Here is a 15,931-nt window from a genome sequence, read left to right on the forward strand (position 1 = left end):
AATTTGCCCGAGGAACGAAATCTAGGGGGTGAACCCCGGCGTCAGTCGCGGTATACATGCCCAGAGCGGTGCGCCGGGGTCAAGTCCCCGCGAGCGGCACAACCCGCGGTACGCACCACGCGAGGTTTCGAAGGAGAGGCGGGCATGATCCGGGGGCTTTTGAGTGGGGTGGCATGGGGCGCACTCGTGGCTGGTATCGGCATGGCGGGTTTGTCACTGGCAACGCCCTTGATTAAGCCGTTTGCGACCGTGGCGGTTGATGACGGGTCTGCGACGTCTTTGCCCAGCGTGAGCCAAGCGCCTGAGCTGCCCTCTGCGAAGCCGGATGAGGCACCTCAGATCACCACGAACGCGCCAGAACCTGTTGAAACCACCGATGTTACACCTGCGCCCCAGCCGGTGGAGGTGGAGGTGGAGGTTGAGGTTGAAGAGGTGGCCCCCCCGGTACGCGACGTTGAAATCGCGGCCCCCGAACCTGCACAACCTGTTAAGACCGCAGAGCCGACGGTTCAGTTCAATCAACCCGCATTGCCGCAGGTCTCGGCCTTGCCGGGGACGGATGCGGCGGTGGTGGCGCCTAGCGTCGCGGTACCATCGGTGCCCGCGACCAATGACACCACCACTTTGGCAACCCCGCGGCTTGATACCCAAAGTGCGGCCTTGCCATCACCCGTGGCCAGCCTGCCGCAAGTCCGCGTTCCGAGCGAAAATGCCCGGCCCCAAGTATCGCAGACTGTCGATGCTGCCGCGCCGCCGCCCAGCTTTCAGCCAGCGCCTTTGGCGGATGATCCTATCATCGCACCTCAAGTGGATGTGGCCGCTGTCGATACAGCCCCTGCTACGCCGCAGCGCGCGCCTGCGATCGATGTCGCCCCGCCGACGCCTCAAACCTCGGTCGTGACGCCGCGCATCGCAGCCCCCGTCGAACCTGTGCAGGAGGCCCAGCCCGCGCCGCAGGTGGCCGTTGTTACCCCGCGGATTTTGGAACTTGGGCAAGAAGCACCTGGCACCGCCGTCGGTCGGATCGCACTGCAAGGCGGTTTGATGACCGATACCCAGCGAGCCGCGACAGAGGCCGCGCAAACCGCGCCGCCTGAGACCAGCGCAACCGCCGCGCAGCCACGCGCCATCGATACATATGCGATCCCGTTCACACGGTTCAGCCCGGACCTGCCGGTCATGTCGATCGTGTTGATCGACACGCCTGAATCGCGCTTGGAGCGGGTTACACTGCTGGGGTTCGCGCTGCCCGTGACTTTTGCGGTCGACGCGACCCAACCTGACGCTGCTGAGGCTGTGCGCAGCTATCGCGAAAACGGCTTTGAGGTTGTCCTTTTGGCCAATGGCTTGCCACAAGAGGGAACGGCCCAAGACCTTGAACGCGCGTTTGAGGGGGCCGTGAATGTGGTCGACGAAGCCGTTGCGGTACTGGACACGCCCAATGGTTTTCTGAGCAAGACGCGTGTCGCACTTGATGCCGTGCTAGGCCGATTGCAGGACAGCGGGCATGGGCTTTTGACGCTCCCCCAGGGGCTCAACACGGCCGAGGCTGCGGCGCGTCGGGCAGGGGTGCCGGGTCTGACCGCATACCGGATGTTGGACGCCGAGCGTGAGCAAAGCGGCGTGATCTCTCGCTACCTTGACCGCGCGACATTCACCGCAGGGCAAGAAGGCCATGTCGTTGTTGTGGGGCATTCTTATGCGGATACGGTCACAGCACTGTATGCATGGCAGCAATCGAACCGGGCGCAGTCGGTTCAGGTCGCGCCGGTGTCGTACCTGTTACGCGAATTCGGCCAGTAGAACCGGCCTTCGTTAAAGAGCCGGTTCGCTGCCCAACGCGGCCAATCGCGCGTGCAGGGCGGGCACTTCGGGCGCCCCACATTCCAACGCAAACACGTAGGCGTGGGTCAGATAGAATGCCTCGCCCTCGGCCACTGTATTAGCGGCCTCGGTATAGAGTGCGATCAGGGCGCGCGTGTCGCCCTGTGCATGTGCCTTTAACAGTTGCGCGTCTAGCGTTGATCGCGCAGTCATTCGGCGGCGTGGGGGGCGGCGCGGTGACGCTCAACCTGAGCGGCGATCCAGTCGTGGAACACATGGGTCGGACCGTCCATTGCGGGCGAAAATTTGCCCCCATCAAAGGCCGGACCGTGGCGGCCACGCTGCATCCCCTCAACCACAAAGACATCTTCTTTAAAGACCTCTTTCCACAGCGCCGTATTCTTGGTGCGCGCGGCATCGGGGGTTTGGGGGGTGGTGTAATACAGGTGAATTTGCTCAACCGTCTTGTCCAGCGCCTCTGGTGTGAGGACGATGGCAAAGGTGTGATCCCGGTGCACCCCGAGCAAGGTGTTGGGGAACAGCGCGATGTATTCTGCCGCCGTATCCCATTTGTCCGATAGGTCCGCAAAATCGTCAAAAGCAGCACCGTCGTCACCCGCCATCTGGCGATAGACCAGCGTGCCTTGGCCCGCGTAGTGGCCGGGGGCTTCGATGTTGTAGTGGTCTTCTAGGCGCGAATAGCTGTTCAACCCGGGGTGGACCCACGGCAGGTGATAGCTTTCGCAGTAGTTCTCAACCGCAAGCTTCCAATTGGTCGCCACACTAAGGTTGAACTGGCTGTCTGCGCCGCCGTGATAGATCGGTTTGTCGAATTCCGCCCAGCGGGCGATGACATCGGCGTTTGCGTCCTCAAATGCGGGGGCCGTTCCGTCGATGTTGACGAACACGACATCCATCCACACGTGGCTCCGGATTTCGATCAGGCCAAGGGTGGTGCGGTCAATTTCAGGATGGGTGTTCTGGCCTGGGCCGCCAACGTGCGGGGTCGAGACCAGCTTACCCGCGGTTGAATAACACCACGAGTGGTAGGGGCAGCGAATAGCCCCTTCAATCTTGCGCGGCTCATCCACGAGGATCATGCCACGGTGGCGACAGGTGTTTTGAAAAACACGCACAACGCCGGACGTGTCACGCAGCAACAATAGTGGCACACCAAGGAAGGTCAGGGGGAGCGCGTCACCGGGCTCTGGCACTTGGGCCGCGACACCGACCGAGGACCAGTTGGCGAACAAAACCGCATTCTTTTCTTCATCAAATACGCCTTGATCGATGTAGTGCGCATTGGGCAGGCCGTGGGCCTTGGCAAGGTCCTGACGGACAGCGGACAGATCAGTTAACGACATGGCAAGCCCTTCCTTTTGTGATCGCGAGATTCGCAAAAGAAAGGGCCGCAGGCTTGTTTCACTGCGACCCTTTTTCGTCGTTTTTCACCACGCTTTTATGCGGGGTTTAGGCGCTGCCACGGCTCATGGCTGCGACGCCTGTGCGTGCGATTTCTTGCAGGCCCAAGGGGCGCATCAATTCGCAAAACGCGTCGATTTTGTCAGAGGCGCCTGTCATTTCAAACACAAAGCTTTCGAGCGTGCTGTCGACTACATTGGCCCGGAAAATCTCTGCCAGACGCAGAGCTTCAATCCGCTTGTCACCGGCGCCTGAAACTTTGATCAATGCCAACTCACGCTCAACCGCGGGGCCCTCAACCGTGAGGTCATGAACATCGCGCACAGGCACGATACGACCAAGTTGTGCTTTGATCTGTTCGATCACTTGTGGTGTGCCGACTGTGACGACCGTGATGCGGCTCAGTGCGTTGTCGTGATCAACCTCGGCCACCGTTAGGCTTTCGATGTTGTAGCCACGTCCCGAAAACAGGCCGATTACACGGGCTAGAACGCCGGCCTCATTCTCGACCAATAGGGCAAGGGTGTGACGCTCTTGGACGTCGGAAAACGTCGGGCGAAGGTTGTAGGCCGAATGGCTCGTGGAGCCTTTTTTGATACGAAGTGCGGACATAGGAAATCTTTCTAGAATAACGTCGTGGGCTCGGGTTAGACATGACCTGCACGTCTGACCAAGGATGGAACGGGCCTAGACCAGCACCGACCCCTTCGCATCAATCACGCCTTGTGTATCTGCCTCACCCAGCAACATCTCGTTGTGGGCCTTGCCTGATGGGATCATCGGGAAGCAGTTTTCGTGTTTGGTCACGAGGCAATCAAAGATAACAGGGCCCTCGTGTTTGATCATCTCCATGATCGCATCATCCAGATCGTTGGGGTCCGAACAGATGATACCCTTGGCGCCAAACGCCTCCGCGAGTTTCACGAAATCGGGCAGGGCGTCGGACCAGCTGTGGGAGTACCGTTCACCGTGTAGTAGCTCCTGCCACTGGCGCACCATGCCGAGACGTTCGTTGTTCAGGATGAACTGTTTTACGGGCAGGCGGTACTGCACGGCCGTGCCCATTTCCTGCATGTTCATCAGCCATGATGCCTCACCGGCGACGTTCACGACCAGCGCACCGGGGTGCGCGACCTGAATGCCAACAGACGCCGGGAAGCCGTAGCCCATTGTGCCCAAGCCACCGGATGTCATCCACCGATTGGGATCTTCAAATCCAAGGTACTGCGCGGCCCACATCTGGTGTTGGCCCACCTCGGTCGAGATATAGCGATCCATGCCCTTGGTCAGCTCTTCAAGGCGCTGAACCGCATACTGAGGCTTGATCACCGCGCCTTCTTGTTTGAATTTCAGACACTCAACCTGTTTCCACTGTTCAATCTGCGCCCACCATTTTTGCAGACCTTCTTTGTTGGTCTTGCGGCCGCGGGATTTCCAGATGCGCAGGGCGTCTTCAAGAACGTGCGCCACGTCGCCCAAGATAGGAACATCCGCTTTGACGACCTTGTTGATGGAGGAAGGGTCGATATCGACGTGGATTTTCTTGGAGTCCGGCGAGAACGCATCCAGACGCCCAGTGATCCGGTCGTCAAAGCGCGCGCCGATATTGATCATCAGGTCGCAACCGTGCATCGCCATGTTGGCTTCATACAGGCCGTGCATCCCCAACATTCCGAGCCAAGCGTCACCGGACGCAGGATAACACCCAAGACCCATCAACGTAGAGGTGATCGGAAAGCCTGTTTCGGCCACAAACTCACGCAGCAATTGGCTGGCCGCAGGGCCAGAGTTGATGACGCCACCGCCGGTGTAGAACACGGGCCGCTCAGCAGTTTCCATCAAGGCAACCATCTGCTCAATCGCTTCTGGATCGCCCTTGAGGCGCGGCTGGTAGTGACCGATGTCGGCTTTGCCGGGCGCTTTGTATTTACCGGACGCGAATTGGACGTCCTTGGGGATGTCGACCAACACGGGGCCGGGACGGCCGTTGGTGCATACGTGGAACGCCTCATGCAATGTGTCTGCCAAGGCGTCGGTCTCTTTGACGAGCCAGTTGTGCTTGGTGCAGGGGCGAGTGATGCCCACGGTGTCGGCTTCTTGGAATGCGTCCGACCCGATCATGAAGGTTGGCACCTGACCGGACAGAACGACAATCGGGATCGAGTCCATCAACGCATCCGTCAAGCCGGTGACTGCGTTGGTCGCGCCGGGGCCAGAGGTCACAAGGGCGACACCGGGCTTGCCGGTTGAACGCGCATATCCTTCGGCGGCGTGCACGGCGGCTTGCTCGTGGCGCACGAGAATGTGGCGGATGTCGTTTTGCTGAAAGATTTCGTCATAAATCGGCAGCACGGCACCACCGGGGTAGCCAAAAATCACCTCAACGCCCTGATCTTTCAAGGCTTTAACCACCATCTGTGCGCCCGTCATGTTCGCCATAGTCTCATCTCTCTCTTGCTCTGCGCTGTCTCGCGGTTGGGGCAACAAAAAACCCCCGAAGGTAACTTCGGGGGCGCATGGGTACCGGAATGGTTGCTGATTGCTCAGCCCATGCGCCTGTTGCCTACAATTACGAGAAGCGTTGCCATTTCTCAGTGTCTCCAATTTCACGTGCTGAGACCGTAGACAAGGGCAAACCGCCGGTCAATACGCAATTTTTTGAATAAAATGTCTCTGGTGCCATAATAAACTTGTCGAAAGTTTCTCAAATATCGGTGGTTCGGGAAATTAACACGATTTTGGTGGCTGATTTGGGGGCTGAGCAGCGGCTAGGCAGTGGGTCTGATTGTTATCACGCAACGCCTCTTGCACCTTTGGGCAAAATACGGCCCGATGCAGCAAAACCAAAACGAGGGAGGCGTGCATGCCAGTTGCACCAAACGAATTGAAAGCCGCACTGCAGGGCGACGATTGTCAGGTAGGGCTGTGGCTCAACTTGGGAAGTGCGATCAGCGCGGAAGTCGCCGGTAACGCAGGCTATGATTGGTGCCTCATTGATGCTGAACACGGGCCTTATGACCTTGCGGCGATCCAAGCGCAGGTTATGGCGCTGGCCGGGACAGGCGCAGAGGCAGTGGTGCGGGTGCCGGCAGCCGAGGATTGGATGCTTAAACAGGTTCTCGATCTTGGGGTACGGTCGGTGATGGTCCCGATGGTCGAAAGTGCGGCGCAGGCCGAGGCGTTGGTGCGAGCCGTACGCTATCCGCCGCATGGTGTGCGTGGGTTTGGCGCGACGGTGGCGCGGGCATCCGGCTTTGGGGCGGTAGCGGATTATGCACAAACCGCCGACGCAGAGATGTGTCTGATTGTCCAAGTTGAAAGCCGCGCGGCCCTAAATGCACTGCCCGAGATTTGCGCCGTAGAGGGCGTCGACGTAGTGTTCATCGGCCCCACAGATTTGGCCGCGGACATGGGATACATCGCGGATTTGAACAACCAATCGGTGCTTGATGCCATTGACCGGGCTATCGCTACAATCGTTGAGGCCGGAAAAGTGCCGGGCATAATCTCACTTGACCGGGATGTGTGTGCAGCCTACCGGGACAAAGGCGTGCGGTTCCTTGGCGTTGGGTCTGATGCTTGTCTTTTGGCCTCGGCGGTGCGGGCCACGCGGCACCTGCCGTGAGGATTGAGATTTCTGCCCGGGGCATCTGGGCAGAGTTAGAGCCCGCAGTGGGCCACATGCCACGGCTGGTGATTGGTGGGGCCGATGTGCTGCATGCGGCGCCGTGGCGTGATGCGCTCGACGTGCAGGCCGACCCATCGATCCCGCCCGTGGATCGCCGTTTAGGCGGCAGTTTCTTGGCGGCGCCCTTTGGGATGGATGATGTCAGCGGTGGGCCGCCCCACGGTGCACCTGCAAACACCCGCTGGATTACCAAACGGCAAACCGCTCAGTCCTTGTACTGGCGACTGGCGAAATCCGTCAGTGGCACGCGGATTGATGGCCACATTTGGGTCCGTGATGATGAGCCTGCGATTTATCAACACCATATTATTTCAGGCGGTGCGGGCGAAATTACCCTCGCGCACCACCCGATGATCCATATGGCCGAAGGCGGCTTTGTCCGGTGTGCGCCCAAACGTGCGATCCTGACCGAGGCTTCGCCCCTAGAACCCGGAAAACAGTACTGGCAAAGCGGACAGCGGTTCACCGGTTGGACGATCGAGGGGCCAAGTGGCACTGTCGACCTACGGGACTATCCCCACGACATGGCCTGCGAAGACTTTCTGACGATGATTGAGGCGGCGCACAGTGGTTTGGGCTGGACCGCCGTTCATCGCACCGCAGAGGAGGACACGATCCTCTGCCTCAAACGCTGCGAAGAATTGCCGGTGACAATGCTGTGGGTGTCGAACGGCGGGCGCGATTACGCGCCGTGGAACGGAAGGCATCGTGGCGTGTTGGGTATAGAGGACGGATGCACTGCGGGTGGCGCTGGCTTTGGTGCGGCATTGCGCGAAAATCGGGTCACCGCTGAGGGTGTTCCATCAGCGCTACGCTTAGGCGGTCAGCGCGCCATTCGCCATGCGATCCTGCGGCTAAAGGGGGCGCGGCCAATCGCGCAAGTCGCCCTCGCGCGCGGGTTGCACATCACCTATGAAGACGGCGGCACGCGCGATGTGCCGTTCGACGTGGAGGCGTTTGCATGAGACGGATTTTGGTGGACGCAGATGCCTGCCCGGTAAAACCTGAGATTTATAAGGTCGCTTACCGCACAAACGTGCCGGTTGTACTGGTCTCGAACAGCTATCTGCGATTGCCTGCGCACGCGCTGCTGTCACAACTGGTGGTCAGCGATGGGTTTGATGCCGCCGACGATAAACTGGTGGAGATGTGCACCCCAACGGACGTCGTCATCACAAGTGATATTCTGCTGGCAGAGCGGGTCTTGGCCAAAGAGGCCGCAGCCCTTGATCCGAAAGGGTCGGAATTCACCTCAGCCTCAATCGGGTCGGCGGTCGCTACGCGGGCGATTATGGCGGATGTGCGTGCGGGGCTAGAGGGTTTGACAGCGGGTGGATCTAAGCCGTTCTCAGATCGGGACCGGTCGGCGTTTTTGAACGCGTTGGACCGTGTTTTGGTCCGTTCGTCTCGGTAGTGGTTGGGCCGCGACCTCCCGCAGGGAACCGCGACCCGGATATCTGATTAACGCTTGCCGTAGTATAGGCCGACGACATGCTCGGCCTCTGCAAAGAACAGCCAACGCGATGCGAAGGTGCCTGTGAAATACAGTGCGACGGCGATCAATGCGCCAAGATGCTTGACCTCACCCAACATCATAAAGCTGGGGATCAGCGCCGCGAACAACAGCGCGATGATCCGTAGTTTGAACGCATGTTTGCGCCCGACCACATACACCATTTCTTTGAGCAAATAGTTGTCGCCGGTGTGCGGAGACTCAAACTGGCGCACCGCACCCTTAAGCCCCGTGGCCGTGTTCATATTGCTGCCCGCGTTGCGGAACGCTTTGTCGCCACCATTCCAATGCCACAGCTGGATCAGCGCCGTCAGCAGGAACAAGAAGCCCGCATGTGCCACAGCGCCCGCCAAAAGCGCGCCACCCGTGAGAGCGTAGCTGAGGAACAGGGCCGGTGTCGCAAGGGGTTGGTGCCAGCGGGGCACGGCCTTGATCTGAGTGTAGATCATCGCGGTGGTGAAAACGGTAAACAGACACAGCGCACCAGCGACATAACCCAAAGGCGCCACGCGGATGTCAAAGAAGATGATCAGCCCGGCATAGAGCCCCATCAGGCTAAGAGCGGTGACGGCCGATATCCCCTCACGCGAGAGCCACGAAGTGCGCCACTGCGAGAAACTGTATTTTGCGTTTTTGGGGTTAGCGAGGTGGAGTGTGGCGGAAAGCAACCCGCCCACAGCCAACACAAAGCCCACGGCAAAGAACACAAATGCAGGCAAGCCTTGCGATGTGGCGCGCACACCAAAGCCCAAGAGCGTCAACAGCCCAAAGCCAGCGCCCGACAGGACAGAAAACAGGATAACAGAAGGAGCAGGATGCATCAGAGTTTCTCCAAAGCGCGATCAAGCCAGCCAAGGAAGCCCTTGGGCTGTTCGGCCACGGGTGCCAACAGCGGACCAAGCACGTCGATATCCGTATCGAGCGTGTCTTTGGGCCGGGGCGGCAGGTATTTGTTGGTGGGTTTGGTGCCTTGTTCGGGCATCAGATCGATTCCGCCACGTTCCGCCACCAGTTGACTGACATCGCTGTCGGGATCACCCAAATCACCAAAGTGGCGCGCGCCAGCGGGACAGGTCCGTACACAGGCGGGTTCACGATCTTCCTCGGGGAGGTTCTCGTTGTAAATCCGGTCAACGCAAAGCGTACACTTCTTCATGACACCTGCGGCTTGGTCTAGCTCACGCGCGCCGTAGGGGCAGGCCCATGCGCATAGGCCGCAACCCATGCAGGCGTCTTCATTGACCAAAACGATGCCGTCCTCGGCCCGTTTGTAGCTGGCCCCAGTCGGGCACACAGTGACACAAGGGGCGTCTTCGCAGTGCAGGCACGATTTGGGGAAGTGCACGGTTTGGGCCGTGCCCAGGTCAGGCACGACCTCATAGCTATGGACGCGGTTCAGGAACGTGCCTTCGGCTTGGCCGTAAGGGTCCATGTCCGACAAAGGCGCTCCATAGTTTTCGGTGTTCCAACCTTTGCATGACACGACGCACGCGTGGCAGCCCACACATGTGTCTAGGTCGATCACAAGGCCAAGCTTGGTCTGAGTTGTTTCGGGCAGGGCGGTCATGATGTGGCTCCTGTCGGTGAGAGTGTGTTCGGGACTTTGCCCATAGGTGCGCGTTTCTCAGCGTCCCAAGTGGCGATGTACCAGATGAAACTGCCAAGCATGAACGCGACAAAGGCCGCGATAAGAAGAAGCGTACGTTTGGGGGTCACGATCCGACCTTCCATGCCTGATTGGCGGGTGCTTTTGGCACCGGTGATTTCTGCGCCGGATAGTTGGGCTGACTTTCCGCCGGGGCGGCACATTTCTCGATCTTGACCTTAAGGTCGAACCACGCGGCCTGGCCGGTGATCGGGTCCGAGTTGGCCCACCGCATGCCGTCACCCTTGGGTGGGTGCAATTCGTGGATCAAGTGATTGAGCAAGAATCCTTTCTTCACCTCTGGCGCGTCTTCTGACAACGCCCAAGCGCCCTTGCGCTTGCCGATTGCGTTCCATGTCCAGATCGTGTTTTCGTTCAACGCGGCCATATGCGCGACGGGAACCGTAATCTCACCATGGGGGGAGGTAACCCGGGCCCAATCGCCCTCGGCAAAGCGCTGTGCTTCCCAGATTTTGGTCGGCACATAGAGGGGGTTGTGGCCATGAATTTGGCGCAGCCACGCGTTTTGTGAACCCCAGCTGTGATACATCGCCATCGGGCGTTGGGTCAGGGCATTGACCGTAAAGCCTTCGTGCTGGTCCGTGCTGGGGTACCATAGAGGTAGCGGGTCCATCCGGTCCTTGATGCGCTGGCGCAGATGCTCGGGGGGCTGACGTTCTCCGTGGCCTTCGGCGGCCAGTTGGAATTTGCGCATTGGCTCACACCAGAGCGTAAAGATATAGGGTTGGGGCTTGTCATAGAACGACATCTCAACCGCCCAATCCTGATAGGCCTTGTTCCAAGGCTTATAGAACTGCGCGTCCTCAGGCACGTGCGCTAGATAGAAACCACCGTTGTCGATGTAATCCTGCATCTGGTTTGGGTTGACCTCACCACGGCCGGTTTTGGTGCCATCTTCACCACGGAACCCGATCAGGGGCCCGACACCGGGGCGGCGTTGGTGGTTAACGATATAGTCGGCGTAATCCTCATACTTGGCGGTGCCGTCGTCGTTCACGAACCCTGGCAGGTTCATCTTGGCCCCCAGTTGGATCAGCGCGGTTTGAAAACCGCGCACATCGCGGTCCGGCTCAACCACGGGCCAACGGATGGCGTCAGCCGCGCCTTCAGCCTCACAGATCGGGCGGTCGAGGGTTGAGATACAATCGTGCCGTTCAAGATACGTGGTGTCAGGCAGGATCAAATCTGAAAACGCCACCATTTCCGACGAGTATGCATCGGAATAGATGATGTGCGGGATCACGTAATCGCCGTTTTCATCCTTGTCGGTCAGCATTTCCATGACGCCGCCGGTGTTCATGGATGAGTTCCAAGACATGTTGGCCATGTACATGAACAGCGTGTCGATTTTGTAGGGATCACCTGCGTGGGCGTTAGAAATCACCATGTGCATCAGCCCGTGGGCCGACATCGGGTTTTCCCATGTGAACGCTTTGTCGATACGCGCGGGGCTGCCATCGTCCTTGAGCGCCAGATCATCGGGCCCGTGCACAAACCCGAGGTGCGGGCCGTCAAGCGGCGCGCCGGGCGTGACCTTGCAATGCGGCTTGGGGTGCGCGGTGGCTGGCTTGGGGTAGGGTGGTTTGAACCGGAAGCCGCCGGGCACTTCGACCGTACCCAGGATGATTTGCAGCATATGCAGCGCGCGACAGGTCTGAAAACCATTGGCGTGCGCCGAAATCCCGCGCATCGCGTGAAAGCTGACGGGGCGACCTTGCATAGTTTTGTGTGTGCGACCGCGGAAATCGGTCCATTCGATGGGCAGCTCAAACGCCTCATCAAATGCCACCCGCGCAATTTCAGCAGCGATGGCACGGATACGGTTGGCCGAAATTCCGACGGTCTCGGACACCGTTTCGGGCGCGTATTCTTTGCTTAGGTACCGCTCGGTCATGTGATGGAACACAGTGCGGTGTGTGACACCATCCACTTCCCATGTGCCGGCCAAATCGGGGTGTACGTCGGGCGCATCGAAACAGCGTGGTTTTTGCTGATCACGGCACCAGACCAGCTGATGTCCATCATCATCGCGTAGAGCCAGCCCAAATTCAGGTGAGTTCTCATCAGCGTTGATCAGAACCGGGGCATCTGTCAGGTCGCGTAGATATTTCAGGTCAATTTTGCCCGCAGACATCAGGCAGTGCACAAGGCTCAGGATAAACAGGCCATCAGTGCCGGGGGTAATGCCCACCCAATCGTCCGCGACAGCGTTATAGCCAGAACGGATCGGGTTGACGCCGATCACACGTGCGCCGCGCTTTTTCAGCTTACCCAGACCCATTTTGATTGGGTTGCTGTCGTGGTCCTCGGCAACGCCGAACAGCATGAACAGTTTGGTACGGTCCCAGTCGGGCTGGCCAAATTCCCAGAATGCGCCGCCCATCGTGTAAATGCCGGCCGCCGCCATATTCACCGAACAAAAGCCACCGTGGGCGGCGTAGTTCGGTGTGCCAAAGCTTTGTGCCCACATGGAGGTAAAGCTTTGGGATTGGTCGCGGCCCGTAAAGAACGCCAGCTTGGATGGATCGTCGCGGCGGATTGGCTCAAGCCAAGAAGCGGCCAAATCATAGGCCTCGTCCCAGCTGATTTCCTCAAACTCGCCCGAACCACGGGGACCGACGCGCTTCAACGGCGCCCGCAAACGCGAGGGCGCGTTGTGTTGCATGATCCCAGCTGAACCCTTGGCGCACAGAACGCCCTTGTTCACAGGGTGATCCCGGTTGCCCTCAATGTAGGCGACTTTTCCGTCCTTCATGTGGACATTGATCCCGCAGCGACAGGCGCACATGTAACATGTGGTCTTGCGGATTTCGTCCGACACCTTGGGCGATGTCTCAAGTTTAGGTTGCTGGAATGTCATCTGGCGCCCTCCTTCAAAAGTCCGCGGCTCTCACGAGAGCAGATAGAACCCCACAAGGCCACGGCCCGCGGGTATTTGTTGTTGAGTGGGCAATGGCGCGTGCCACGCAATGCCCTGCATATGATGTGTATGACTGGTCACGTTGCGTCCGCTTGCACGGCGGTGACGGCGATCATGTCGAGGATGTCTTCGGCGCTACAGCCTCGGCTGAGATCATTGGCCGGTGCGGCGAGGCCCTGCAAAATTGGACCTATCGCGCTTGCGCCACCGATCCGCTGTGCGATTTTGTAGCCGATATTGCCCGCCTCGATGTTCGGAAAAACAAAGACGTTCGCATGCCCTGCAATCGCGCTGCCGGGTGCCTTGCTTGCGGCGACCTCTGGCACAAAGGCCGCATCGAATTGCAGCTCCCCATCGACCGACAGGCCAGCGGCTTTGGCGTGCTCTGTCGCCTCTGCCATCTTGGTAACATTGGGATGCTGTGCGGACCCCTTGGTCGAAAAGCTTAGCATCGCGACCTGTGGATCAACGCCCAACAATTGCTGGGCCGAACCGGCGGCCTGCACTGCAATCATCCCAAGCTCTTGGGCGGAGGGCTCAATCACCAATGCACAGTCGGAAAAGACAACGCCCTGTTCGGGGCGCGTTGGGTGGTGTTCGGGCATCACCATAACGAAAAAGCTAGACACCATGCCAGCGCCGGGGCCCTTGCCGATCATTTGAAGGGCCGCGCGCACAGTGTCAGAGGTTGTGTGGGTCGCACCACCGATGGTGCCATCCGCCAGCCCTGCACGCACCATCAATGCGGCGAAAACCAGCGGATCATTGATCGCGGTCTCAGCCTGCTCTTGGGTGGGGGATTTCTTGGCTCGCGCCTCTAGAAAGGCTGCGATCAGCGCGGGACGGTGCGGTGATGTAGCGGGGTCATGGACGGCCACCCCATCAGGGGCTGCGGTGCCAGCCGGTGCCACAATAGAAATACGGGCAAGCTTGGTCTTGGTGGCCTGTGCCGCGGCATCCAACACACGCGGGTCCGTGCCCTCCGACAAAACGATATGCTTCTGCAACTTTGCAGCACGGGTCCGCAAAGCAATGAGGGGCGCCGGAATATCCGCCGCCCCCATTTTAGTGTCCGAGAGAACGCTCACTCGGCAGCCATGTCAGCGGCGGTCACACCGGCCACGCGCACAGGCTTTTTCATCGCGTCACGGCGGAAGGGCTCACCCAGTTCTTGGTTGAGGATCACTTCGATAACCGTGGTGCGGTTGTTTTCCATCTGATCCTTGATCGCTTGGTTCAAGATGTCAGTCAGCTCATCCATGGACTTGGCTTGGACACCGATCAGACCACAGGCCTGCGCGATACCGGCATAAGACACTTTCATGTCCAACTCGGTGCCGACGAAGTTGTCATCGAACCACAGGGTAGAGTTCCGCTTTTCTGCGCCCCACTGGTAGTTGCGGAAAACAATCTGCGTCACAGCTGGCCATTCGTCCCGACCGATGGCTGTCAGTTCGTTCACCGCGATACCAAAGGCGCCGTCACCGGCAAAGCCGACGACCGGAACGTTTGGTTGGCCGATTTTCGCACCAACAATGGCGGGCAAACCGTAACCGCAGGGGCCGAACAGACCGGGCGCGAGGTATTTGCGACCCTCGTCAAAGTCAGGATAAGCGTTGCCGATGGCGCAGTTGTTGCCGATGTCGGACGAGATGATTGCCTCACGGGGCAGCGCGGCTTGGATCGCGCGCCATGCTTGACGGGGCGACATCCAATCGGGGCGAGCTTCACGAGCGCGCTCGTTCCAGCTGGTGCCGGGATCGTCCTGCTCGTGATCCAGCGAGGAAAGCTCTTGCTTCCATGCGGATTTGGTCTGAGCGATGTGTGCCTTGCGATCGGCGCGACCTGCGTCACCGGCATCCTCTGCGAGGTTGTTCAGGATACCGCTGGCAATCTTGGCCGCGTCACCCACGATGCCGACGGTGACCTTTTTGGTCAGGCCGATGCGGTCGGGGTTGATGTCGACTTGGATGATTTTTGCATCAGCGGGCCAGTACTCCATGCCGTAGCCGGGCAGGGTCGAGAACGGGTTAAGGCGCGTACCGAGGCACAGCACAACGTCCGCGTCTTTGATCAGCTGCATACCAGCTTTGGAGCCGTTGTAACCCAAAGGACCTGCGAACAAGGGGTGCGAGCCTGGGAAAGCGTCGTTGTGCTGGTAGCCGACACACACGGGTGCATCCAGTTTTTCAGCCAGCGCCATGGAGGCCGCGATGCCGCCCTTGGACAGGACAACGCCTGCGCCGTTCAGGATGACTGGGTTTTTGGCGTTGGACAAAAGATCCGCTGCGGCTTTGACCGAATTCTCACCACCGGGGGACGCTTCGAATTCGATAGGCTCGGGGATTTCGATGTCGACGACTTGGGTCCAGAAATCGCGCGGGATGTTGATCTGTGCCGGACCGGACAAACGCTTTGCCTTGGCGATGACGCGGGTCAGCACTTCTGCCACGCGGGATGGGTCACGGACTTCTTCTTGGTAGGCGACCATGTCTTCGAACAGTTTCATCTGCTCAACTTCTTGGAAGCCACCCTGACCGATTGTTTTGTTAGCGGCCTGTGGGGTCACCAGCAAAAGCGGGGTGTGGTTCCAATAGGCGGTTTTCACAGCCGTCACAAAGTTTGTGATGCCGGGACCGTTTTGCGCGATCATCATCGACATCTCGCCGGTGGCGCGGGTGTAACCGTCGGCCATCATGCCGGCGGAGCCTTCGTGGGCACAATCCCAGAAGGTGATCCCGGCTGTAGGGAAGATGTCGGAGATCGGCATCATAGCCGAACCGATAATCCCAAAGGCATGCTGGATGCCGTGGGCTTGTAGTGTTTTTACGAAGGCTTCTTCGGTGGTCATCTGCATGATGAGGGCTCTCCATGAACTGAGGAGGCCAGCACACCGGC

At 59.3% G+C, this 15,931-nt stretch carries 14 protein-coding genes; 4 read left to right on the plus strand and 10 right to left on the minus strand.

The window, feature by feature from the left end; genetic code table 11:
- Positions 1 to 144: 144 nt before the first annotated feature.
- Complete coding sequence (locus tag AC4GMC_RS12815) at positions 145 to 1,803, plus strand: divergent polysaccharide deacetylase family protein (RefSeq protein ID WP_487876627.1); 1,659 nt, start codon at positions 145 to 147, stop codon at positions 1,801 to 1,803.
- Between the two features lie 12 nt (positions 1,804 to 1,815).
- On the opposite strand, the gene AC4GMC_RS12820 is transcribed toward AC4GMC_RS12815, so the two are convergent.
- The 4 genes from AC4GMC_RS12820 to AC4GMC_RS12835 form a co-directional block, all read right to left on the minus strand.
- Positions 1,816 to 2,037 (minus strand): hypothetical protein, encoded by a 222-nt coding sequence (locus AC4GMC_RS12820; RefSeq protein ID WP_487876628.1) that lies wholly within the window; start codon positions 2,035 to 2,037, stop codon positions 1,816 to 1,818.
- Positions 2,034 to 3,188, minus strand: a complete 1,155-nt coding sequence (locus AC4GMC_RS12825) for an aromatic ring-hydroxylating oxygenase subunit alpha (RefSeq protein ID WP_487876629.1) — start codon at positions 3,186 to 3,188, stop codon at positions 2,034 to 2,036. Before AC4GMC_RS12825 ends, AC4GMC_RS12820 begins: the two co-directional genes overlap by 4 nt.
- Positions 3,189 to 3,294: 106 nt before the next feature.
- The gene (gene ilvN / locus AC4GMC_RS12830; protein ID WP_038003253.1) at positions 3,295 to 3,858 is read right to left on the minus strand and encodes an acetolactate synthase small subunit; all 564 of its coding nucleotides are present in this window, start codon (positions 3,856 to 3,858) and stop codon (positions 3,295 to 3,297) included.
- A gap of 75 nt (positions 3,859 to 3,933) precedes the next feature.
- Entirely contained in the window at positions 3,934 to 5,685 is a 1,752-nt protein-coding gene (locus AC4GMC_RS12835; RefSeq protein WP_487876630.1) for an acetolactate synthase 3 large subunit, read from the minus strand.
- 424 nt (positions 5,686 to 6,109) lie between these two features.
- On the opposite strand from AC4GMC_RS12835, the gene AC4GMC_RS12840 reads away from it, so the two are divergent.
- Genes AC4GMC_RS12840 through AC4GMC_RS12850 form a run of 3 tightly spaced genes read left to right on the plus strand, consistent with a single transcriptional unit; the run spans position 6,110 to position 8,348 of the window.
- Complete coding sequence (locus AC4GMC_RS12840) at positions 6,110 to 6,871, plus strand: HpcH/HpaI aldolase family protein (protein WP_487877616.1); 762 nt, start codon at positions 6,110 to 6,112, stop codon at positions 6,869 to 6,871.
- Positions 6,826 to 7,899: a hypothetical protein gene (locus tag AC4GMC_RS12845; RefSeq protein ID WP_487877617.1), complete on the plus strand. Its 1,074-nt coding sequence runs from the start codon at positions 6,826 to 6,828 to the stop codon at positions 7,897 to 7,899. Before AC4GMC_RS12840 ends, AC4GMC_RS12845 begins: the two co-directional genes overlap by 46 nt.
- On the plus strand, positions 7,896 to 8,348 hold the full coding sequence (locus AC4GMC_RS12850; protein WP_487877618.1) for a YaiI/YqxD family protein: 453 nt from the start codon (positions 7,896 to 7,898) through the stop codon (positions 8,346 to 8,348). Before AC4GMC_RS12845 ends, AC4GMC_RS12850 begins: the two co-directional genes overlap by 4 nt.
- A gap of 47 nt (positions 8,349 to 8,395) precedes the next feature.
- Here AC4GMC_RS12850 and AC4GMC_RS12855 read toward each other — a convergent pair whose 3' ends face one another.
- From AC4GMC_RS12855 to xsc, 6 genes are all read right to left on the minus strand, one after another.
- Positions 8,396 to 9,268 carry a dimethyl sulfoxide reductase anchor subunit family protein gene (locus tag AC4GMC_RS12855; protein WP_487877619.1) on the minus strand — a complete coding sequence of 291 codons (873 nt, stop codon included), beginning with the start codon at positions 9,266 to 9,268 and terminating at the stop codon, positions 8,396 to 8,398.
- Positions 9,268 to 10,014: a 4Fe-4S dicluster domain-containing protein gene (locus AC4GMC_RS12860; protein WP_487877620.1), complete on the minus strand. Its 747-nt coding sequence runs from the start codon at positions 10,012 to 10,014 to the stop codon at positions 9,268 to 9,270. Before AC4GMC_RS12860 ends, AC4GMC_RS12855 begins: the two co-directional genes overlap by 1 nt.
- Positions 10,011 to 10,163, minus strand: coding sequence for a hypothetical protein (locus AC4GMC_RS12865; protein ID WP_487877621.1), 153 nt, complete (start codon positions 10,161 to 10,163; stop codon positions 10,011 to 10,013). Before AC4GMC_RS12865 ends, AC4GMC_RS12860 begins: the two co-directional genes overlap by 4 nt.
- Positions 10,160 to 12,973, minus strand: coding sequence for a molybdopterin oxidoreductase family protein (locus tag AC4GMC_RS12870; RefSeq protein WP_487877622.1), 2,814 nt, complete (start codon positions 12,971 to 12,973; stop codon positions 10,160 to 10,162). Before AC4GMC_RS12870 ends, AC4GMC_RS12865 begins: the two co-directional genes overlap by 4 nt.
- 137 nt (positions 12,974 to 13,110) lie before the next feature.
- The gene (gene pta, locus AC4GMC_RS12875) at positions 13,111 to 14,121 is read right to left on the minus strand and encodes a phosphate acetyltransferase (RefSeq protein ID WP_487877623.1); all 1,011 of its coding nucleotides are present in this window, start codon (positions 14,119 to 14,121) and stop codon (positions 13,111 to 13,113) included.
- Positions 14,118 to 15,890, minus strand: a complete 1,773-nt coding sequence (gene xsc, locus AC4GMC_RS12880; protein WP_487879008.1) for a sulfoacetaldehyde acetyltransferase — start codon at positions 15,888 to 15,890, stop codon at positions 14,118 to 14,120. Before xsc ends, pta begins: the two co-directional genes overlap by 4 nt.
- Positions 15,891 to 15,931 lie beyond the last annotated feature (41 nt).

The sequence above is a fragment of the Thalassobacter sp. genome (assembly GCF_982993085.1).

Excerpts from the sequence above, each read along its gene's own strand:
- AC4GMC_RS12820 (WP_487876628.1), bottom strand. The coding sequence starts at position 2,037 with ATGACTGCGCGATCAACGCTAGACGCGCAACTGTTAAAGGCACATGCA.
- xsc (WP_487879008.1), bottom strand. The coding sequence starts at position 15,890 with ATGCAGATGACCACCGAAGAAGCCTTCGTAAAAACACTACAAGCCCAC.
- AC4GMC_RS12850 (WP_487877618.1), top strand. The coding sequence starts at position 7,896 with ATGAGACGGATTTTGGTGGACGCAGATGCCTGCCCGGTAAAACCTGAG.
- ilvN (WP_038003253.1), bottom strand. The coding sequence starts at position 3,858 with ATGTCCGCACTTCGTATCAAAAAAGGCTCCACGAGCCATTCGGCCTAC.
- AC4GMC_RS12815 (WP_487876627.1), top strand. The coding sequence starts at position 145 with ATGATCCGGGGGCTTTTGAGTGGGGTGGCATGGGGCGCACTCGTGGCT.
- AC4GMC_RS12855 (WP_487877619.1), bottom strand. The coding sequence starts at position 9,268 with ATGCATCCTGCTCCTTCTGTTATCCTGTTTTCTGTCCTGTCGGGCGCT.
- AC4GMC_RS12840 (WP_487877616.1), top strand. The coding sequence starts at position 6,110 with ATGCCAGTTGCACCAAACGAATTGAAAGCCGCACTGCAGGGCGACGAT.
- AC4GMC_RS12825 (WP_487876629.1), bottom strand. The coding sequence starts at position 3,188 with ATGTCGTTAACTGATCTGTCCGCTGTCCGTCAGGACCTTGCCAAGGCC.
- AC4GMC_RS12835 (WP_487876630.1), bottom strand. The coding sequence starts at position 5,685 with ATGGCGAACATGACGGGCGCACAGATGGTGGTTAAAGCCTTGAAAGAT.
- AC4GMC_RS12870 (WP_487877622.1), bottom strand. The coding sequence starts at position 12,973 with ATGACATTCCAGCAACCTAAACTTGAGACATCGCCCAAGGTGTCGGAC.
- AC4GMC_RS12860 (WP_487877620.1), bottom strand. The coding sequence starts at position 10,014 with ATGACCGCCCTGCCCGAAACAACTCAGACCAAGCTTGGCCTTGTGATC.